Annotated in this window: 21 protein-coding genes; 12 read left to right on the top strand and 9 right to left on the bottom strand. The window is 63.1% G+C overall.

The genetic code is table 11. The features are described from left to right. Positions 1 to 68: 68 nt before the first annotated feature. The gene (gene csrA, locus HP547_RS13490; RefSeq protein WP_172233261.1) at positions 69 to 257 is read right to left on the bottom strand and encodes a carbon storage regulator CsrA; all 189 of its coding nucleotides are present in this window, start codon (positions 255 to 257) and stop codon (positions 69 to 71) included. 119 nt (positions 258 to 376) lie between these two features. Further along, positions 377 to 1,186, bottom strand: a complete 810-nt coding sequence (locus HP547_RS13495; RefSeq protein WP_172286551.1) for an SDR family oxidoreductase — start codon at positions 1,184 to 1,186, stop codon at positions 377 to 379. 219 nt (positions 1,187 to 1,405) lie between these two features. On the opposite strand from HP547_RS13495, the gene HP547_RS13500 reads away from it, so the two are divergent. Beyond that, positions 1,406 to 1,558, top strand: coding sequence for a DUF3309 family protein (locus HP547_RS13500; RefSeq protein ID WP_013971433.1), 153 nt, complete (start codon positions 1,406 to 1,408; stop codon positions 1,556 to 1,558). A 55-nt stretch (positions 1,559 to 1,613) separates the two neighbouring features. Here the strand turns inward: HP547_RS13500 and HP547_RS13505 are convergent, their stop codons facing one another. The 3 genes from HP547_RS13505 to HP547_RS13515 all read right to left on the bottom strand — a co-directional run bounded on the left by HP547_RS13505 (position 1,614) and on the right by HP547_RS13515 (position 4,688). Further along, a complete protein-coding gene (locus HP547_RS13505) occupies positions 1,614 to 3,278 on the bottom strand; it encodes a cation acetate symporter (protein WP_172286552.1) in 1,665 nt (554 codons plus the stop codon). Beyond that, a complete protein-coding gene (locus tag HP547_RS13510) occupies positions 3,275 to 3,586 on the bottom strand; it encodes a DUF485 domain-containing protein (RefSeq protein WP_172232781.1) in 312 nt (103 codons plus the stop codon). The genes HP547_RS13505 and HP547_RS13510 overlap by 4 nt, the downstream gene beginning before the upstream one ends. 241 nt (positions 3,587 to 3,827) lie before the next feature. Next, a complete protein-coding gene (locus tag HP547_RS13515; protein WP_172286553.1) occupies positions 3,828 to 4,688 on the bottom strand; it encodes a glycine betaine ABC transporter substrate-binding protein in 861 nt (286 codons plus the stop codon). A gap of 197 nt (positions 4,689 to 4,885) precedes the next feature. Between HP547_RS13515 and HP547_RS13520 the strand changes: the two genes are divergently transcribed. Next, the gene (locus HP547_RS13520; protein WP_172286554.1) at positions 4,886 to 6,451 is read left to right on the top strand and encodes a beta (1-6) glucans synthase; all 1,566 of its coding nucleotides are present in this window, start codon (positions 4,886 to 4,888) and stop codon (positions 6,449 to 6,451) included. Between the two features lie 219 nt (positions 6,452 to 6,670). On the opposite strand, the gene HP547_RS13525 is transcribed toward HP547_RS13520, so the two are convergent. Further along, positions 6,671 to 7,036 carry a hypothetical protein gene (locus HP547_RS13525; protein WP_172231647.1) on the bottom strand — a complete coding sequence of 122 codons (366 nt, stop codon included), beginning with the start codon at positions 7,034 to 7,036 and terminating at the stop codon, positions 6,671 to 6,673. A 192-nt stretch (positions 7,037 to 7,228) separates the two neighbouring features. Here HP547_RS13525 and HP547_RS13530 point away from each other — a divergent pair, with 192 nt between their 5' ends. After that, positions 7,229 to 8,527 carry a serine/threonine protein kinase gene (locus HP547_RS13530; RefSeq protein WP_172286555.1) on the top strand — a complete coding sequence of 433 codons (1,299 nt, stop codon included), beginning with the start codon at positions 7,229 to 7,231 and terminating at the stop codon, positions 8,525 to 8,527. Next, on the top strand, positions 8,520 to 9,347 hold the full coding sequence (locus HP547_RS13535) for an MlaA family lipoprotein (protein WP_172286556.1): 828 nt from the start codon (positions 8,520 to 8,522) through the stop codon (positions 9,345 to 9,347). Before HP547_RS13530 ends, HP547_RS13535 begins: the two co-directional genes overlap by 8 nt. Positions 9,348 to 9,433: 86 nt before the next feature. Here the strand turns inward: HP547_RS13535 and HP547_RS13540 are convergent, their stop codons facing one another. Together HP547_RS13540 and HP547_RS13545 are read right to left on the bottom strand one after the other, a co-directional pair. After that, positions 9,434 to 10,582, bottom strand: a complete 1,149-nt coding sequence (locus HP547_RS13540; protein ID WP_172224863.1) for a patatin-like phospholipase family protein — start codon at positions 10,580 to 10,582, stop codon at positions 9,434 to 9,436. A 178-nt stretch (positions 10,583 to 10,760) separates the two neighbouring features. Next, on the bottom strand, positions 10,761 to 11,696 hold the full coding sequence (locus HP547_RS13545) for a lipid A biosynthesis lauroyl acyltransferase (RefSeq protein WP_172224865.1): 936 nt from the start codon (positions 11,694 to 11,696) through the stop codon (positions 10,761 to 10,763). Positions 11,697 to 11,807: 111 nt separating this feature from the next. On the opposite strand from HP547_RS13545, the gene minC reads away from it, so the two are divergent. From minC to HP547_RS13580, 7 genes are all read left to right on the top strand, one after another. Continuing rightward, the gene (gene minC, locus HP547_RS13550) at positions 11,808 to 12,581 is read left to right on the top strand and encodes a septum site-determining protein MinC (RefSeq protein ID WP_172286557.1); all 774 of its coding nucleotides are present in this window, start codon (positions 11,808 to 11,810) and stop codon (positions 12,579 to 12,581) included. Positions 12,582 to 12,700: 119 nt separating this feature from the next. Beyond that, complete coding sequence (gene minD, locus HP547_RS13555) at positions 12,701 to 13,513, top strand: septum site-determining protein MinD (protein ID WP_016485323.1); 813 nt, start codon at positions 12,701 to 12,703, stop codon at positions 13,511 to 13,513. A 3-nt stretch (positions 13,514 to 13,516) separates the two neighbouring features. Then, a complete protein-coding gene (minE, locus tag HP547_RS13560; RefSeq protein WP_003252572.1) occupies positions 13,517 to 13,771 on the top strand; it encodes a cell division topological specificity factor MinE in 255 nt (84 codons plus the stop codon). A gap of 156 nt (positions 13,772 to 13,927) precedes the next feature. After that, a complete protein-coding gene (locus HP547_RS13565; protein WP_172224869.1) occupies positions 13,928 to 14,563 on the top strand; it encodes an RluA family pseudouridine synthase in 636 nt (211 codons plus the stop codon). Positions 14,564 to 14,687: 124 nt separating this feature from the next. After that, complete coding sequence (locus tag HP547_RS13570; RefSeq protein ID WP_172224870.1) at positions 14,688 to 15,977, top strand: M18 family aminopeptidase; 1,290 nt, start codon at positions 14,688 to 14,690, stop codon at positions 15,975 to 15,977. Positions 15,978 to 16,170: 193 nt separating this feature from the next. Then, positions 16,171 to 16,338: a hypothetical protein gene (locus HP547_RS13575; protein WP_011532728.1), complete on the top strand. Its 168-nt coding sequence runs from the start codon at positions 16,171 to 16,173 to the stop codon at positions 16,336 to 16,338. Between the two features lie 44 nt (positions 16,339 to 16,382). Next, a complete protein-coding gene (locus HP547_RS13580) occupies positions 16,383 to 18,536 on the top strand; it encodes a mechanosensitive ion channel family protein (RefSeq protein WP_172224873.1) in 2,154 nt (717 codons plus the stop codon). A 116-nt stretch (positions 18,537 to 18,652) separates the two neighbouring features. Here the strand turns inward: HP547_RS13580 and HP547_RS13585 are convergent, their stop codons facing one another. Further along, on the bottom strand, positions 18,653 to 19,366 hold the full coding sequence (locus HP547_RS13585) for a UTRA domain-containing protein (RefSeq protein WP_172224875.1): 714 nt from the start codon (positions 19,364 to 19,366) through the stop codon (positions 18,653 to 18,655). Between the two features lie 316 nt (positions 19,367 to 19,682). On the opposite strand from HP547_RS13585, the gene HP547_RS13590 reads away from it, so the two are divergent. Continuing rightward, on the top strand, positions 19,683 to 20,460 hold a 778-nt coding region (locus HP547_RS13590; RefSeq protein ID WP_172286558.1), incomplete at its 3' end, for an ABC transporter substrate-binding protein.

Genomic DNA, 20,460 nt, shown 5'->3' on the forward strand with positions numbered 1-20,460 from the left:
GCCAAGCATGATGTGCCGCGCGAGCTGCTCGACTGACAGCACGGGTGTCCAAGCGGGTACAGGCGACATCAGGCCCTTCGGGTCTTGCACTTTTCGCCTTCCTTGATGCGCTTGTACACCTCGGCCCGATGCACCTGCACCTCGCGCGGGGCATCGATCCCCAAGCGCACCACGCCATCCCGCGTCTCCACCACCATGATGCGGATGTCATCACCAATCACGATGATCTCGCCTACTTCACGCCCTATTACCAGCATGTTCCGATCCTCCTGCAAAGGGAAAACCGGAGCCTGCCTCGTAAGCATTTGGCTACTCAATAGCTCTACTGCGAATCAGAAGCGCCCTACATTTGCGGGTAAATTGCCCTACAGACAGGTCAGCGCGATTGAGCTTTCGAGCGCATTTTTACCGCCATTTCGGCCATCTCTTCGTACAGCCGCTCGGGGGCCTCGCGCTTCAACTGCCACGCCTGGCGCCCGGCCTCGTGCGGCAGTATGAGGAACTCGCCGGCGGCGACCTGTTGGTGGATATACTCGGCAATATCGGCAGCACTGATCGGCGAACCTTCCAGCAGCTTGCCCACCTGCGCCTTCATGGCTGGGTTCGGCCCGCGGAACGAGTCCAGCAGGTTGGTCTGGAAGAACGACGGGCACACCACATGCACGGCCACCTCCAGCTGCTGCAACTCGACCAGCAGGCTCTCCGACAGCGCCAGCACGCCCGCCTTGGCCACGTTGTAGTTGCTCATGCCGGGGCCCTGCATCAGCGCGGCCATCGAGGCGATGTTGATGATGCGCCCCTTGCTGCGCTCCAGCAGCGGCAGGAAGGCCTTGCAGCCTTTGACCACGCCCATCAGGTTGACCGCGATCTGCCAGTCCCAGTCTTCCAGCGACAGTTCGGCAAAGAACCCGCCCGAGGCGACCCCGGCGTTGTTGACGATCACATCGATGCCGCCGAACTTCTCGTCGCAGGCCTGGGCCAGGGCAGTCAGCTGGCTGTAGTCGCGCACGTCGCAGCGCTGCACAAAGCCTTCGCCACCGAGCGCGCGAACCTGTTCCAGGGTTTCGCCCAGGCCGGCGTCGTTGACATCGGCCAACGCCAGGCGCCAGCCCTCACGTGCCCAGCGCAGGGCGATCTCGCGACCGAGGCCGGACCCGGCGCCGGTGATCATGATGCGGTTTTGCATGGTGGCTAGCCTTGTTCTGATGAGCAATGGAGGCAGTCTAAACAAGGGCCGGGGGGTCAGCAGGGTTAATCAGGGTAGTGAATGGGGGAGCATGACTGTGCTGCTAAGAGGCCGGTGTCGGCGCACATCAATGGAATCTTTCACAAGCGGCAACAGTCCGAACTTACAAGAGGCCAGCAGTCCGAGGCCCTTGACCCTCAACCACGCAAGGACTCCGTCATGACCACGATTCTCATCATCATCCTGATCCTGCTGCTGATTGGTGGCTTACCAGTCTTCCCGCACTCGCGCAGCTGGGGCTATGGCCCGTCCGGCATCATTGGCGTAGTGCTGGTGGTCCTGCTGGTGTTGTTGTTATTAGGCATGATCTAGCCCTGAACCAATAAAAAAACCGCGCCTGAGCGCGGTTTTTTTATTGCCCGGCGAATCAGTGCGAAACAGCCCCCGAAGCGCCCAGGCCAGTCTGCGACCGCACGAATTGCGGGTAGAACAGCGCCCGTTCGTCATCAGCCGCCTTGGACTTGTCGGTGACCGAGAAGAACCAGATGCTGGCGAAGGCGATGGCCATCGAGAACAGCGCCGGGTACTCGTACGGGTAGATCGGCTTTTCATGGCCGAGGATCTGTACCCAGATGGTAGGCCCGAGAATCATCAGGGTCACCGCGCTTACCAGGCCCAGCCAGCCGCCGATCATCGCGCCGCGGGTGGTCAGCTTCTTCCAGTACATCGAAAGCAGCAGCACCGGGAAGTTGCAGCTGGCAGCAATCGAGAATGCCAGGCCGACCATGAAGGCGATGTTCTGCTTCTCGAACAGGATACCCAGGCCGATCGCCAGCACGCCCAGGGCGATGGTGGTGATCTTCGAGACGCGGATCTCATCCTTGTCGTTGGCCTTGCCCTTGCGCCAGACGCTGGCATACAGGTCGTGGGACACCGCCGAGGCGCCTGCCAGGGTCAGGCCGGCAACCACCGCCAGGATGGTGGCGAAAGCCACGGCCGAGATGAAGCCGAGGAACACGCTGCCACCCACGGCGTTGGCCAGGTGCACCGCTGCCATGTTGTTGCCACCCAGCAGGGCGCCGGCGGCGTCCTTGAAGTCCGGGTTGGTGCTGACCAGCAGGATTGCGCCAAAGCCGATGATGAAGGTAAGGATGTAGAAGTAGCCGATGAAGCCGGTGGCATACAGCACGCTCTTGCGGGCTTCCTTGGCGTCACTGACGGTGAAGAAGCGCATCAGGATGTGTGGCAGGCCGGCGGTACCGAACATCAGCGCCAGGCCCAGCGAGAAGGCCGAGATCGGGTCCTTGACCAGGCCGCCTGGGCTCATGATCGCTTCACCCTTGGCATGCACCTTGATCGCTTCGGAGAACAGGGTGTTGAAGTCGAAGTTCACGTGTTTCATCACCATCAGCGCCATGAAGCTGGCACCGGACAGCAACAGCACGGCCTTGATGATCTGTACCCAGGTGGTGGCCAGCATGCCGCCAAACAGCACGTACAGGCACATCAGAATACCCACCAGGATCACCGCCACGTGGTAGTCCAGGCCGAACAGCAGCTCGATCAGCTTGCCGGCACCCACCATCTGCGCGATCAGGTAGAACGCCACCACCACCAGCGAACCGGAGGCCGACAGGGTACGGATCTCCTTTTGCCCGAGGCGGTAAGAGGCGACGTCGGCAAAGGTGTACTTGCCCAGGTTGCGCAGGCGTTCGGCGATCAGGAACAGGATGATCGGCCAGCCGACCAGGAAGCCGATGGAGTAGATCAGGCCGTCGTAGCCAGAGGTGAACACCAACGCGGAAATGCCCAGGAACGAGGCGGCCGACATGTAGTCGCCGGCAATCGCCAGGCCGTTCTGGAAACCGGTGATCTTGCCGCCGGCGGCATAGTAGTCAGCGGCAGACTTGTTGCGTTTGGAGGCCCAGTAGGTGATGCCAAGGGTGAAGGCGACAAAGGCCACGAACATGGCGATCGCCGAAACGTTCAGCGGTTGTTTCTGCACCTCGCCGGTCAGGGCATCGGCGGCCCACACGGCGGGTGCGAAGGCTCCGCAGGCCAGTACGGCCAAGGTTTTGGCATGGCGGATCATTGTTGCGCCTCCTTCAGGATGGCCTTGTTCAGCTCATCGAACTCGCCGTTGGCGCGGCGCACGTAGATGGCGGTCAGGACGAATGCCGAAATGATCAGGCCAACACCCAGGGGGATACCCCAGGTAATCGACGACTCAGGGCTGAGCTTGGCGCCCAGGATATGAGGACCGTAGGCAATCAGGAGGATGAAGGCGCAGTACAGGCCGAGCATGATCGCCGAGAGGATCCAGGCGAACCGTTCGCGTTTGGTGACCAGCTCCTTGAAGCGGGGGCTGTTTTGTATCGAGAGGTAAATGCTGTCGTTCATTGTTTTTGTCCTAGCAGCACAGATAGGGGATGGAACCCACACCCTTACTTTATGCGGCTGCTGGACGCCAACCAGACGACCTTAGTCTTAGATGCAACGGTGTTTTACCAATTGCGTAACAAACTGACGGCCCTTTCGCGGGCATGCCCGCTCCCACAGGGGTATCACGAGGCCTGAGGGCAGTGATATCCGTGTGGGAGCGGGCGAGCCCGCGAAGAAGCAAACTGGCCCTTGCAGGTAGTTACTTGCCGGTCCACTCCTTGACGCGATCAGGGTGCTTGGCCACCCAGTCCTTGGCCGCCGCTTCAGGCTTGGCGCCTTCCTGAATCGCCAGCATCACTTCGCCAATCTCGTCTTTCGACTGCCAGTTGAATTTCTTCAGGAACTCCGCCACTTCCGGCGCCTTGGTCGCCAGTTCCTTGCTGCCGATGCTGTTCACGGTTTCGGCCGCGCCATACACGCCTTTCGGGTCTTCGAGGAACTTCAGCTTCCACTTGGCAAACATCCAGTGCGGCACCCAACCGGTCACCGCGATCGACTGCTGCTTGGCATAGGCACGTCCCAGCTCTGCAGTCATCGCCGCGCCAGAGCTGGCCTGCAGCTTGTAACCGGTCAGGTCGTAGTCCTTGATGGCCTGGTCGGTCTTGAGCATGACCCCGGAGCCGGCGTCGATGCCGACGATCTTCTGCTTGAAGCTGTTGTCGGTCTTGAGGTCGGCGATGCTCACCGCCTTGACGTACTCGGGGACGATCAAGCCGATCTTGGCGTCCTTGAAGTTGGGGCCGTAGTCGACCACGTTGTCCTTGTTCTTGGTCCAGTACTCGCCGTGAGTCACCGGCAACCAGGCCGACAACATGGCATCGAGCTTGCCGGTCGCCACGCCCTGCCACATGATGCCCGTGGCCACGGCCTGCAGCTTCACGTCGTAGCCGAGCTTCTGCTTGATCACTTCGGCGGCCACGTTGGTGGTCGCCACGCTGTCGGCCCAACCATCCACGTAACCGATGCTTACTTCCTTGGCCATTGCCTGTGCACCGCTCATGGCCAATACCAGGGCGGTTCCCACGCCCAGGACACGTCGCATTCTTCTCAAAGCTGCCATCAAAGCATCCCCTCGTCAGGTCTTGGAGATTGCATCATCTGCCTGTCACACCAGTCGACCTGATCCGCCTGCGACCTGTACCCGCCTCATATGCGACAGCACTGTGCCATTAGCGCCATCTGCCTACACCGACCTGCGCGATCCTTGCATGCCAAAGTCTTGGCGCCGGGCTACTATCTACCCTTTTGTGCCTGACGATGGACCGCCCGATGCCCCGTTCTGCTCGCCTGCTGCTGCCGTTGTACCTGCTTACCTGCCTGCTGGCCCTGCTTGGCCTCGCAGGCCTCTGGTACGGGCTTGGCAAGCCGGTGCACCTGGCCGATGCGGCCAGCCCCACGCACAAGTTGCAATGCGCTTCGTACACACCGTTCGACAAGGACCAGTCGCCCTACGACCAGCCGTTTCACCTGCGCCCGGAGCGGATGGATGCCGACCTGGCGTTGCTGGCTGAACGGTTCCAGTGCATCCGTACCTATTCGCAAACCGGCCTCGAAGCGCTCCCGGGGCTGGCGCGCAAGCATGGCCTGAAGGTGATGCTCGGGGCCTGGGTCAATGCCCACGCGGCGGACACGGCCAAGGAAATCGACCTGCTGATCGCCGCTGCCAACGCCAACCCCGACGTGGTCACTGCCGTGATCGTCGGCAACGAGACGCTGCTGCGCAAGGAAGTTACCGGCGCTCACCTGGCCAAGCTGATCGCCAAGGTGAAAAGCCAGGTGCAGGTACCGGTTACCTATGCCGATGTGTGGGAGTTCTGGCTGCAGCATCCGCAGGTGGCACCTGCGGTCGACTTCCTCACGATCCACCTGCTGCCTTACTGGGAAGACGACCCACGCGGCATCGACGATGCCCTGGCCCACGTGGCCGATGTGCGCCGGGTGTTCGGCACGCGCTTCGCGCCCAAGGATATCGTGATCGGCGAAACTGGCTGGCCCAGCGAAGGCCGGCAGCGCGAAACCGCAGTGCCCAGCCGGGTCAACGAAGCGCGCTTCATTCGCGGCTTCGTTGCGATGGCGGAAAGCAACGGCTGGCATTACAACCTGATCGAGGCCTTCGACCAGCCCTGGAAGCGTGCCAACGAGGGCGCGGTGGGCGGTTATTGGGGGCTGTACGATGCCAACCGGCAGGACAAGGGCGTGCTCGAAGGGCCGGTCAGCAACCTGCCCTACTGGCCGCAATGGTTGCTGGCCAGTGCGCTGCTGATGGCGGCCATGCTGCTACTCGCCGGGCGCCCCGCCACAGTGCAGGCTGCCGTGTTGCTGCCGCTGCTGGCCGCGTTTGGTGCGGGCTGCCTGGGATTATGGGGCGAGTTGATGCGCACCCATGCGCGGTTTGCCGGGGAATGGCTGTGGGCGGTAGTGCTGGCGGGGCTGAACCTGCTGGTGCTGGCCCATGGGGTGCTTGCCTTGGCACAGCGGACGGGCTGGCGCGAGCGTCTGTACGCCTGGCTGCAGGCGCAGGCCGGCTGGTTGCTGCTGGCGGCGGGTTTTGCGGCGGCGGTGAGCATGCTGGCGATGGTGTTCGACCCGCGCTACCGCAGCTTCCCCAGCGCGGCGCTGGCGTTACCGGCAGTGGTCTACGTGCTGCGGCCGGTGCGCGCGCGACGGGCGGAGGTGGCGTTGCTGGCGTTCATCGTCGGTGCTGGGGTGGCGCCGCAGTTGTTCGTTGAAGGGCTGGAAAACCAGCAGGCCTGGGCCTGGGCACTGGTGAGTGTGCTGATGACGGCAGCCTTGTGGCGCAGCCTGCGGTTGCGCCACGCCTGATTACCAGGCTGGGTTCTGGGCAAACACGGCGCCTGGTGGGAGCGGGTTCACCCGCGAATGCGGTGGCGGAGACAACGGTGAATGCCCAAGGATAGTGGCCGGCAGGTCCGGCCTCTTCGCGGGTAAATCGGATCGCCGCACCGCCGCTCCCACAGGGATCACGCACGCTTTTTAAATCTTGCGCAAGACAGTTGCGCCCACAGTCGTAGTTGCAGCAGCTTAGCGAGAGGGCTGCCTGACCAACCGCAACCCCGCCAGTACCAGCGCAAACACGGCAATGCTGGCGGTATACAGCACCAGCGCCGGCACCGCGAACACCAGGGCCAGCACCGCCAACCACCAACCGGCGCGGCCGGCGACCACCTGCGCCAGCAGCGCCAGCCCCAGCCCGCCCCAGGCCATCACCTGGTGATGGATGCCCAACCCCAGCAACGAACGCACCTCGCACTGCCAGTACATCGCTGGCGCGGTGCACAGCCCCACCCACTGGCCGTCCTCCATCAGCCCGTAGCGCACGCCATAACTGGCCGCGAGCCACAGCCCCAGAAACAGCACGAGCAATGCAGCGGGCAGCGAACGAGACATCCTGTTTTTTCCCATAGCGGTAATCGAAAGTATCCATGATCACTCAAGCCCGGTTCTAAGGCAAAATCATGGCTCTGCAGCTATGTTGCAGATAACAAGCACACCAAAGGCAGGCGCACCTGGCAACTTTGCCCGGTAGGATGTGGTCCTAGCCTGCACACTGCTCGACCTTGCGTTCTTTTGGGGGAATACATGCATCTATCTTTGCGCCTCGCTGCCCTGCTCGGCGGCCTGCTCATGGCTGTGGCCGCTTCAGCGCGAGATATCGACGCCGCAAGCTATGGCTACCCCTTGACCAACCCGTTCGAGGCGACCATCGCCACCACCCCGCCGGACCAGCGCCCCACCCTGCCCAGCGACGACGAAATCAACCAGTCCGACTACAGCCTCACCTTGCGCCCCGAGCGTGAGTTCACCCTGCCCGACAACTTCTGGGCGGTGAAAAAGCTCAAGTATCGCCTGGCCCGCCAGGACCACGAGGCGCCCCTGATCTTCATCATCGCCGGTACCGGCGCCCCGTACAGCAGCAGCATCAACGAATACCTGAAAAAGCTGTTCTACCAGGGCGGCTTCCATGTGGTGCAACTGTCGTCGCCCACCAGCTACGACTTCATGAGCGCCGCCTCACGCTTCGCCACCCCCGGTATCAGCAAGGAAGACGCCGAAGACATGTACCGGGTGATGCAGGCCGTACGCGCCCAGCACCCGCGCCTGCCCGTCAAAGATTTCTATCTCACCGGCTACAGCCTGGGGGCACTCGATGCCGCCTTTGTCAGCCACCTGGACGAAACCCGCCGCAGCTTCAACTTCAAGCGCGTGCTGCTGCTGAACCCGCCGGTGAACCTTTACACCTCCATCAACAACCTCGACAAACTGGTGCAAACCCAGGTCAAGGGCATCGACCGCAGCACCACGTTCTACGAACTGATGCTGACCAAGTTGACGCGCTACTTCCAGGACAAGGGTTATATCGATCTGAATGAAGCGCTGCTGTACGACTTCCAGCAGTCGAAACAGCACCTGTCCAACGAGCAGATGGCGATGCTGATTGGCACCTCGTTCCGCTTCTCGGCGGCCGACATTGCCTTCACCTCCGACTTGATCAACCGCCGCGGCCTGATCATTCCGCCGAAGTTCCCGATCACCGAGGGCAGCAGCCTCACGCCGTTCTTCAAGCGCGCCCTGCAGTGCGACTTCGACTGCTACATGACCGAGCAGGTCATCCCCATGTGGCGCGCCCGCACCGACGGCAACAGCATCCTGCAGTTGGTCAACCAGGTCAGCCTGTATGCCCTGGAAGACTACCTGCGCAGCAGCGACAAGATCGCCGTGATGCACAACGCCGACGATGTCATCCTCGGCCCGGGCGACATCGGCTTCCTGCGCAAGGTGTTCGGTGACCGGCTGACCCTTTACCCCCATGGCGGCCATTGCGGCAACCTCAACTACCGCGTCAACAGTGACGCCATGCTGGAGTTCTTCCGTGGTTAACAAACTCCTCTTCGCCACTGCCCTGCTCGTCGCCGGCCACGCGCTGGCGGCCGAAACCGCGCCCCGCGCCAGCGTGGTCGAGGGCGACCCGCAGGTGATGGGTACAGCGCCTCTGGTGCCGGAAGCCGACGGCTTCATCGACCCGCTGCGTGAGCTGAAATTCAACCCGGGGCTGGACCAGCGCGAGTTCGAGCGCTCCACCCTGGAGGCGCTGAACGTGTACGACCCGCTGGAGTCGATCAACCGTCGCGTCTACCACTTCAACTACCGTCTGGATCAGTGGGTGCTGCTGCCGCTGGTGAGCGGGTACCAGTACGTCACCCCGCGCTTCGTGCGCACCGGGGTGAGCAACTTCTTCAACAACCTGGGCGATGTGCCGAACCTGTTCAACAGCGTGTTGCAACTCAAGGCCAAGCGTTCGGCAGAGATCACCGCACGGCTGATGTTCAACACCATCATCGGCGTGGGTGGGTTGTGGGACCCGGCGACCAGCATGGGGCTGCCACGCCAGAGCGAAGATTTCGGCCAGACCCTGGGCTTCTACGGCGTACCAGACGGGCCGTACCTGATGCTGCCGGTGCTGGGCCCATCGAACCTGCGCGATACCACCGGCCTGGTGGTGGACTATGCGGGTGAGCAGGCGATCAACTACCTGAACGTGCCCGAGGCCAGCACTGACCACCCGGAGATCTTCGCGCTGCAGGTGGTGGACAAGCGCTATACCACCAAATTCCGCTATGGCCAGCTGAACTCGCCGTTCGAGTACGAGAAGGTGCGTTATGTGTATACCCAGTCGAGGAAGTTGCAGATAGCTGAGTAGGACTGATCTGGGCACAGGGACCGCATCAGGGCTGACATCTGTAAGCCCTGACGCGATCCCCTTGAGAACCACCCGAACAAGCAACCTCAAATTCCCAGGAACAGACACAACTCCCGCTTCTTGGCCAGGGCGTCGCGCCGCCCCAGCTCGATCAGCTCGCTGCAGTAGCTGGCCTCGAACAGCAAATAGCTCAACACCCCTGCCCCGCTGGTGCGCGTGGCCCCCGGCCCGCGCAAGAACAGCCGCAGTGCCGCCGGCAACTCGCGCCGGTGCCGTGCGGCGATCTCATCGAGCGGCTGGCTGGGCGCCACCACCAGCACCTCGATCGGCGCCAGCCCCAGGTGTCGCGCATCCAGGTGTGCGGGCAACAGCCGGCTAAGGTGATTCAGGCGCTGTAGCAGTTCGATGTCGTCTTCCAGGCTGTCGATGAAGGTGCTGTTGAGCATGTGCCCGCCGATCTGTGCCAGGCTCGGCTGCTGCCCACTGAACACCCGCTGGGTCGGCAAGGGTGGCGCCGGCCGCTGGGGGTTGCCACTCACCCCCACCACCAGCACCCGGCTGGCGCCCAGGTGCAAGGCCGGGCTGATCGGCGCCGACTGGCGCACAGCACCGTCACCGTAATACTCGTCGCCCAGCTGCACCGGGGCGAACAGTAGCGGGATCGCCGCGCTGGCCAGCAGGTGGTCGATGGTCAGCGCCGTGGGCACGCCGATGCGGCGGTGGCGCAACCAGCCTTCGATGGTGCCGCGGCCCTGGTAGAAGGTCACCGCCTGGCCAGACTCGTAGCCGAAAGCGGTCACTGCAACGGCGCTCAGCTGCTCGGCCGCCAGGGCGTGGCTGATACCGTCCAGGTTCAGGTGCGCTTGCAGCAGGCTGCGCAAGGGGCTGCTGTCGAGCAGCGCCACCGGGGCCTGGGCGCCCAGCCCGAGCAGGCTGTGGCCAACGAAGCGGCTGGCCTGGCGGACTACACCCGGCCAGTCGCTGCGGATGACCAGGTGGCTGCGAAAGTTCTGCCAGAAAGCGGTCAGCCGTTGCACGGCGTCATGGAACTGGGTGGCGCCACTGGCCAGGGTGACGGCGTTGATGGCTCCGGCGGAGGTGCCGACAATGACCGGGAACGGGTTGTGCGCGCCGGCGGGCAGCAGTTCGGCGATGCCGGCCAGGACGCCAACCTGATAGGCGGCGCGGGCGCCGCCCCCTGAAAGGATAAGACCGGTTACCGCGGGTGGGGCCATGGAGTCCTTCCTGGGGTTGATGTGTATTCAGGCACGCCCTGTTCGCGGGTAAATCGGACCGCCGCACCGCCGCTCCCATAGGGATACCCACAGTCCCCGGTTTTGCAAGCCCCGTGTGGGAGCGGCGGTACGGCGGTCCGATTTACCCGCGAAGAGGCCAGACCTGCCTACACAAGGTTCAAGACTTTTTCTTGTCGTACAGCCGCGGTGCGCCCTCGGGCCGCGACTTGAACCGGCGGTGCGCCCACAGGTATTGCTCGGGGCATTCGCGCAACACACCCTCGACCCACTGGTTGATGCGCAGGCAGTCAGCCTCTTCGCTTTCGCCGGGGAAGTCTGCCAGCGGCGGGTGGATCACCAGACGATAGCCGCTGCCGTCCTCCAGGCGCCTTTGAGTGAACGGAATCACCTGCGCCTTGCCCAGCCGGGCGAACTTTGTGGTGGCGGTAACCGTTGCCGCAGGGATGCCGAACAACGGTACGAACAGGCTCTGCTTGGCGCCGTAGTCCTGGTCGGGTGCGTACCAGATGGCCCGGCCCGAACGCAGCAGCTTTAGCATGCCACGCACGTCCTCGCGTTCCACCGCCAGCGAGTCAAGGTTGTGTCGCTCGCGGCCGCTGCGCTGGATAAAGTCGAACAGCGCGTTACCGTGCTCGCGGTACATGCCGTCAATGGTGTGCCGCTGGCCTAGCAGCGCCGCGCCGATTTCCAGGGTAGTGAAGTGCACCGCCATCAGGATCGCGCCTTGCCCCGCCTGCTGGGCCGCCTGCAGATGCTCCAGCCCCTCGATATGGGCCAGGCGCGCCAGCCTGGCCTTGGGCCACCACCAACTCATGGCCATTTCGAAGAAGGCGATGCCGGTGGAGGCGAAATTGGCCTTGAGCAAACGCTGCCGTTCGTCGACCGACAGCTCCGGGAAGCACAGCTCCAGGTTGCGCGCGGCAATGTGCCGGCGCTCACCGGCAAAGCGGTACATGACCGCGCCCAGCGCGGCACCGATTTTCAACAGGGCCCGGTACGGCAGCTGGACCACCAGCCACAGCACGCCCAGGCCCAGCCACAGGCCCCAGAACTTGGGGTGAAGGAAATAGGGACGAAAACGCGGGCGTTCCATTGAAGCATCCGGAAAGACAAAGGCCGCGCATTCTACAACGGATCAGCGCATGTTGCGGGCAACCGGTGTTCTCGTTATAAGTCAGGGCACTTTTTTCGCAACAAGCCGTCTATGCAGACCATGAGCCCAAACCACACACCCGACACCGCCTCCGTGTTCCAGCTCAAGGGCAGCATGCTCGCCATTACTGTGCTGGAACTGGCGCGCAATGACCTTGAAGCCCTCGACCGCCAATTGGCGGCCAAGGTCGCCCAGGCACCGAACTTCTTCAGCAACACGCCGCTGGTATTGGCGCTGGACAAGCTGCCGGCAGGCGAAGGGGCAGTCGACCTGCCCGGCTTGATGCGGATCTGCCGCCACCATGGCCTGCGCACCCTGGCCATCCGCGCCAACCGCATCGAGGACATCGCCGCCGCCATCGCCATCGACCTGCCGGTGCTGCCACCGTCCGGTGCCCGCGAGCGGCCGCTGGACCCCGAGCCCGAGGTGGTGAAGCAGCCCGAGCCGGCCCCGGCACCACCACCACCACCACCACCCGTCGCCGAACCCGAAGTGCGCCCGACCCGGATCATCACCTCGCCGGTGCGCGGCGGCCAGCAGATCTACGCCCAAGGTGGCGATCTGATCGTGACCGCATCGGTCAGCCCGGGTGCGGAACTTCTGGCCGATGGCAACATCCATGTGTACGGCGCCATGCGCGGCCGGGCCCTGGCCGGCATCAAAGGCAATACCAAGGCACGGATCTTCTGCCAGCAGATGACCGCCGAAATGGTCTCCATCGCCGGCCAGTACAAGGTCTGCGAAGACTTGCGGCGCGACCCGCTGTGGGGAACTGGCGTGCAAGTCAGCCTGTCTGGCGACGTGTTGAACATCACCCGTCTTTAACGGATACTTGCCTGCATTTTTAGAGCAACTTTTTTACCGTTGCCGTTATTTCAAGCTATTCAAGATATTTCAGTTTTTTGCAGGGACGACTGTCCCGACTATTTTAGGGGTGAAACACCTTGGCCAAGATTCTCGTGGTTACTTCCGGCAAAGGGGGTGTGGGCAAGACCACCACCAGCGCCGCCATTGGTACCGGCCTCGCACTGCGCGGCCACAAGACCGTCATCGTCGACTTCGACGTGGGCCTGCGTAACCTCGACCTGATCATGGGCTGCGAACGCCGCGTTGTGTACGACTTCGTCAACGTGGTCAACGGCGAAGCCAACCTGCAGCAGGCCCTGATCAAGGACAAACGCCTGGAAAACCTGTTCGTGCTGGCCGCCAGCCAGACGCGTGACAAGGACGCACTCACCCAGGAAGGCGTCGAAAAAGTGCTGATGGAGCTGAAGGAAACCTTCGACTACGTCATCTGCGACTCGCCAGCCGGTATCGAGAAAGGCGCGCACCTGGCGATGTACTTCGCCGACGAAGCCATTGTCGTGACCAACCCCGAAGTGTCTTCGGTACGTGACTCCGATCGCATGCTGGGTATCCTGTCGAGCAAGTCGCGCCGCTCCGAAAAAGGCGAAGAGCCGATCAAGGAGCACCTGCTGATCACCCGCTACCACCCCGAGCGCGTGGAAAAGGGCGAAATGCTGAGCATCGCCGACGTCGAAGAGATCCTGGCGATCAAGCTCAAGGGTGTGATCCCTGAGTCCCAGGCTGTGCTCAAGGCTTCCAACCAGGGCATCCCGGTCATCCTCGACGACCAGAGCGATGCCGGCCAGGCCTATAGCGATACCGTCGACCGTCTGCTGGGCAAAGAAAAGCCCCTGCGGTTCATCGAAGTGCCGAAGCAAGGATTCTTCGCGCGCCTGTTTGGAGGCAAGTAAACCATGAACCTTTTTGACTTCTTTCGTGGCAGACAAAAACAGACCAGCGCGTCGGTGGCGAAAGAGCGTCTACAGATCATCGTGGCGCACGAGCGCGGCCAACGCAGCGAGCCGGACTACCTGCCTGCGCTGCAGAAAGAACTGCTGGAAGTGATCCGCAAGTATGTGAACATCGGCAACGATGACGTGCATATCGAGCTGGAAAACCAGGGCAGCTGCTCGATCCTTGAGCTGAACATCACGCTGCCGGATCGCTGATTCAGCGACCTGCCTGGTTCATTGGGGCTGCGTTGCAGCCCATCGCCGGCAAGCCAGCTCCCACAGGGTCCGCACTGTACCTGTGGGAGCTGGCTTGCCGGCGATGGGCCGCAACGCGGCCCCAATGGTTTTCCCCGCTATCACAGAGATGCCGCAATGCCGCTGTCCAACATCCAGATCCTGCACGAAGACGCCGCCATCCTGGTGATCAACAAACCGACCCTGCTGCTGTCGGTGCCCGGCCGTGCCGACGACAACAAGGACTGCCTGATCACCCGCCTGCAGGAAAACGGCTACCCCGACGCGCTGATCGTGCACCGCCTGGACTGGGAGACTTCCGGCATCATCCTGCTGGCCCGCGATGCCGACAGCCACCGCGAGCTGTCGCGCCAGTTCCATGACCGAGAAACCGAAAAGGCCTACACCGCGCTGTGCTGGGGCCAGCCGGCGCTGGAGAGCGGCAGCATCGACCTGCCGCTGCGTTACGACCCGCCCACCAAGCCACGGCATGTGGTGGACCACGAGCAGGGCAAGCATGCGCTGACCTTCTGGCGCATCGTCGAGCGTTGCGCTGACCACTGCCGGGTCGAGCTGACGCCAATCACCGGGCGTTCGCACCAGTTGCGCGTGCACATGCTGTCGATCGGGCACCCGCTGCTCGGCGATCGCTTGTACGCCAACCCCGAGGCACTGGCAGCGCATGAGCGGCTGTGTCTGCATGCGTCGATGCTCAGCTTCACCCATCCGGTTTCCGGGCAGCGGTTGAAGTTCGAGTGCCCGGCGCCGTTCTAACCACAAACCCTACTCGGTAGGAGCAGCCTCTTCGCAGGGCAAGGCTGCTCCTGCAGGGTGCAATGCAGACACAAATTGTCGACATTCTGCGTTAAACTCGCGCCACTGCTGTCTGGAGTGAGCTATGCGCGAAGTACTGAATTCTGGCCTTATCGATTTCCTCAAGGCCTCCCCTACGCCCTTCCACGCCACCGCCAGCCTGGCCCAGCGCCTGGAAGCTGCCGGCTACCAGCGCCTGGACGAGCGCGACAGTTGGGCCACGGTGCCTGGCGGTCGCTATTACGTCACCCGCAACGACTCTTCGATCATCGCCATCAAGCTGGGCAGACAGGCCCCGCTGCTGAACGGCATCCGCATGGTCGGCGCCCACACCGACAGCCCGTGCCTGCGGGTCAAGCCACAGCCTGAACTGCAGCGCCAGGGCTTCCTGCAACTGGGCGTGGAAGTGTATGGCGGCGCGCTGCTGGCCCCCTGGTTCGACCGCGACCTGTCGCTGGCGGGCCGCGTCACCTACCGCCGTGACGGCAAGGTCGAAAGCCAGCTGATCGACTTCAAGCTGCCGATTGCAACCATCCCCAACCTGGCCATCCACCTGAACCGCACCGCCAACGAAGGCTGGATGATCAACCCGCAGAACGAGTTGCCGCCGATCCTGGCCCAAGTGGCAGGTGACGAGCGTATCGACTTCCGCGCCCTGCTCACCGAACAACTGGCCCGCGAGCACGAACTGATCGCCGACGTGGTGCTGGACTACGAACTGAGCTTCTACGATACCCAGGACGCTGCACTGATCGGCCTGAACGGCGACTTCATCGCCGGCGCGCGGCTGGACAACCTGCTGTCGTGCTACGCCGGCCTGCAGGCCCTGCTCGCCGCCGACAGTGACGAGACCTGCGTGCTGGTGTGCAACGACCACGAAGAAGTCGGCAGCTGCTCGGCCTGCGGCGCCGACGGGCCGATGCTGGAGCAGACCCTGCAGCGCCTTTTGCCCGAGGGCGATACTTACGTGCGCACCATCCAGCGCTCGCTGATGGTGTCGGCCGACAACGCCCATGGCGTACACCCCAACTACGCCGACAAGCACGACAGCAACCACGGGCCCAAGCTCAACGCCGGGCCGGTGATCAAGGTCAACAACAACCAGCGCTACGCCACCAACAGCGAAACGGCCGGGTTCTTCCGCCACCTGTGCATGGCCGAGGAAGTACCGGTGCAGAGCTTTGTAGTGCGCAGCGACATGGGTTGTGGCTCTACCATCGGGCCGATCACTGCCAGCCACCTGGGTGTGCGCACGGTGGATATCGGTTTGCCGACCTTTGCCATGCATTCGATTCGTGAATTGTGCGGCAGCCATGACCTGGCGCACCTGGTGAAAGTACTTACAGCCTTCTACCGTAGCCGCGAACTGCCCTGAGATTTATTTGGGCAGGCCCGGCCCTATCGCCGGCAAGCCAGCTCCCACAGGATAACCCCAGGCCCAGGCATCATGGGGAACCTGTGGGAGCTGGCTTGCCGGCGATAGGGCCGGGCCTGTTCAAGGTCAATGCCGCTTCGCTTGCCAGCCGCTATGCTTGTTACATGGCCCCACTGCAAAAGGATTGCTTTCCATGTCCCCGTTTCTGTCGCTGTTCGTGCCGGTGTTCCTGTTCCTGATGCTGCTGACCATCGGCTTCAGCCTGCGCGAACGCAACATCGGCGTGCTGATGATGTGGATCGGCACCTTGGGCATCTTCGGCCTTACTTGCTGGAAGATCCTCGAGAAACTACCGACATAAACCTCTACACTCGGTCAATCGTTTGACCTGAGGTAGTTTTGCCCGTGCCTGCCCTCCTGCGTTACCTGTTCCTGCTGCTGTTTCTATTCATCACTCCGGTACAGGCAGCGGGCCTGCCCGGCCTGCTGGGCGGCAGCGCGCCCGCCCAGCCCGAAGCCAGCGAGCCACTGGGCAAGTCGCTGGACGAGGTGATCAAGAACCTGGAAAACGACCAGCAACGGGCCAAGCTGCTAGCCGACCTGAAAAAGCTGCGCGACGCCACCAAGCAATCGCAACCGAATGTCGAACAGGGCGTGCTCGGCCTGATCGGTGGCGCCCTGCATGATTTCGAAAAGCAGTTCAGCGGTGATGCCAGCCCGTTCCACCGCTGGTCGGCAGAAATAGAACAGGCCCAGGCCGAATTGACCGAACTGATAGTACCGGTGCACCAGTGGCCGGCCATCCTGTTCGGTTTTGCCGCGGTCATTGCCGTGTGGAGCGTGCTGGCCTATGCCTTCAACTGGGTTGGCCACCGGGTGCGCCTGCGCTTCGGCCTGAGTGAAGAACTGCCGCAGCACCCGCGCACCTGGGACCTGGTGCGCTTTGCCCTGCGCAAGCTCGGGCCGTGGCTGGTGGCGCTGGTGTTCACCGTGTACCTGAGCTTCGTGCTGCCGCCGTCGCTGGGCAAATCGCTGGCCATGGTGCTGGCCTACGCGCTGGTGGTGGGTACGTGCTTCTCGGCCATCTGCGTGATCGCCTTCTCGCTGCTCGACGGCCCGCACCGCCATCGCGCCCTGCACATCCTGCGCCACCAGGCGTTCCGCCCGCTGTGGCTGATCGGCAGCTTTGCCGCCTTTGGCGAGGCGATGAGCGACCCCCGCATGCTGGTCGCGTTGGGCACGCACCTGGCGCACGCCCTGGCGACCCTGGCCAACGTGATCGCGGCGCTGTGCACCGGGCTGTTCATCCTGCGTTTCCGTCGCCCGATCGCCCACCTGATCCGCAACCAGCCGCTGTCGCGACGCCTGACCCGGCGTACCCTCAGCGATACCATCGAGATCCTCGGCAGCTTCTGGTTCATCCCGGCGCTGATCCTGGTGGCCATCTCGCTGTTCGCCACCTTCGTATCCGCCGGCGATACCAGCACCGCCCTGCGCCAATCGCTGATGTGCACGGTGCTGGTAGTGGTGTGCATGGTGCTCAACGGCCTGGTGCGCCGTCATGCGGCCAACCCCAAGCGGGCCAGCAAGCGCCAGGCGGTGTACGCCGAGCGCCTGCGCAACTTCGGCTACCTGCTGGTGCACCTGTTCATCTGGCTGGTGTTCATCGAGCTTGGCCTGCGTGTATGGGGCCTGTCGATGATCAGCTTTGCCGAGGGCGATGGCCATGACATCAGCCTGCGCCTGCTGGGTCTGGCCGGCACGTTGATCGTCGCCTGGCTGGTGTGGATCCTCGCCGATACCGCCGTGCACCATGCCCTGGTGCGCTCGCGCCGGGGCCTGGCCAACGCCCGTGCGCAAACCATGATGCCGTTGATCCGCAACGTGATGTTCGTGGTCATTTTCATCATCGCGGTGATCGTGGCCCTGGCCAACATGGGCATGAACGTCACCCCGCTGCTGGCTGGTGCCGGTGTGATCGGCCTGGCCATCGGCTTTGGCGCGCAGTCGCTGGTGGCCGACCTGATCACCGGGCTGTTCATCATCATCGAAGACTCGCTGGCCATCGACGACTACGTGGACGTTGGCGGGCACCTGGGCACGGTGGAGGGGCTGACCATTCGTACCGTGCGCCTGCGTGACATCGATGGCATCGTGCACACCATCCCGTTCAGCGAGATCAAGAGCATCAAGAACTACTCGCGGGAGTTCGGCTACGCGATCTTCCGGGTCGCGATCCCGCACAACATGAACATCGACCAGGCGATCACGCTGGTGCGCGAGGTCGGCCAGAAGCTGCGCAATGACCCGCTGATGCGCCGCAATATCTGGTCGCCGCTGGAGCTGCAGGGGGTCGAAAGCTTCGAGTCGGGGTCGGCGATCTTGCGGGCGCGGTTCAAGACGGCACCAATCAAGCAGTGGGAGGTGTCACGGGCGTTCAACCTGGCGCTGAAGCGGCAGCTCGATGAGGCCGGGCTGGATCTGGCGACGCCGCGGTTGTCGGTGCAGGTGGTGACAGCGGGTGGTGGGGGGATGGCGGAAACCGGTTCTTCCAGCTAGGCCCTATCGCCGGCAAGCCAGCTCCCACAGGTACTGCGCAAGGCTGGAAGCCAATGCGGTCGAGGTGGGAGCTGGCTTGCCGGCGATGGGCTGCAAAGCAGCCCCGGAATCTACTATCAACCCGCCTGGGCGCGGATGCGGATGGCATCATGCCGCCAATACTCCAGGTCGCAGTCGATCAGGTGCCCATGCTGGTCACTGTTGACCCGGGTAATGTGCAGCCCGGGGCTGCCCACCGACACCTTCAATGCGGCCGCTGCCTCCACCGGCAGCGCCGTCGGCAGGATTTCGAAGCACACCTGCCCATAGCGGATGCCATACACCCGCCCATAAATCTCGGTCAGCGACTGCGCCAGGTCGTACTGCAGAATCTCGGGAAAATACCGCGGGTTGAGGTAATGCTCGGCGTACAGCACCGCGCGGCCGTCAATCCGCCGTAGCCGGCAAATCCGCACCACGCTGGACAACGCGGGCAGCTGCAAGCGCGCACAGATGGCCGCCGATGCCGGCTGCAGCCGCGCCGACAGCAGCTCGGTACTGGCCAGCCGGCCCTGGTCGCGCACCATGGCATGGAAATGGCTACGCTCGATCAGGTCGTAGGTCAGCCGCTCCGGCGCAACGAACCAGCCACGGCGTTCTTCACGGTAGATCAACCCCTGGGCTTCCAGCTGCGCCAACGCCTCGCGCAGGGTAATGCGCGTGGTATCGAACACCTCGCTCAGCCGGCGCTCGGCCGGAAGCTTGCCGCCCGGCGCCAGCAAGCCGTGCTCGATCTGCTCCTGTAGGGCATGGCAGATAGCTGTTACCGCACGCGGGGGCGTCGACTGCATCGAAAGGTTACCTATCTGGACTAGTCCAGCCCCAGCACAGGGCATGTGGAGAATAGTGCAGCCTAGGCAGGGCTGATGAACATCCTGTGACAAAGGCTTTGGCCAGTCACTGCCAGAAACGCGCCAAGCCAGCAGGGCCGGGGTGATTAGGTGGTCTACGCTGTAGCTGCAGGGCGCTTGCCGGCCCTTCCCTACATCAAATTGTCACGCAAGCGGCCTACCTTGGCTCAAGGTTTGCTGACCTAGACCAATGGTCGCGGGCAACGGCTTTACCCATAACAACGATCGCAAAAGGCACCCACCCAAGGAGCTACGGATGAAAAAGTTCTTCATGGCGTCACTGCTCGGTTCGGCCATCGCCCTGTGTACCACGGCCATGGCCGCCGGCACCGACCTCAAGGCACTGGAAGACGCCGCCCGCAAGGAAGGCAACATCAACAGCGTGGGCATGCCCGATGCCTGGGCCAACTGGAAAGGCACCTGGGAAGACCTGGCCAGCAAGTACGGCCTCAAGCACAGCGACACCGACATGACCTCGGCCCAGGAAATCGCCAAGTTCGAAGCCGAGAAGGACAACGCCAGCGCCGACATCGGCGACGTGGGTGCCGCCTTCGGCCCCATCGCCGTGGCCAAAGGCGTCAGCCAGCCGTACAAGCCAGGCACCTGGGACCAGGTGCCTGACTGGGCCAAGGACAAGGACGGCCACTGGGCACTGGCCTATACCGGCACCATCGCGTTCATCATCAACAAGGACCTGGTCAAGGAAGGCGACCGCCCGAAAACCTGGCATGACCTTGAAAAAGGCAAGTACAAGGTCGCCATCGGTGACGTCGGAACCGCCGCCCAGGCCGCCAACGGTGTGCTGGCTGCGGCCATCGCCTACAAGGGTGACGAGAACAACATAGAACCGGGCCTGCAGCTGTTCACCAAGCTGGCGCAGCAGAAACGCCTGTCGCTGGCCAACCCGACCATCCAGACGCTGGAAAAGGGCGAGGTGGAAGTTGGCGTGGTGTGGGACTTCAACGGCCTGAGCTACCGTGACCAGATCGATCCCAAACGCTTTGAGGTGTTGATCCCCTCGGATGGCTCGGTCA

Origin of the sequence: Pseudomonas sp. CM27, assembly GCF_013179515.1 — a bacterium.
Classification (GTDB): Bacteria; Pseudomonadota; Gammaproteobacteria; order Pseudomonadales; family Pseudomonadaceae; genus Aquipseudomonas.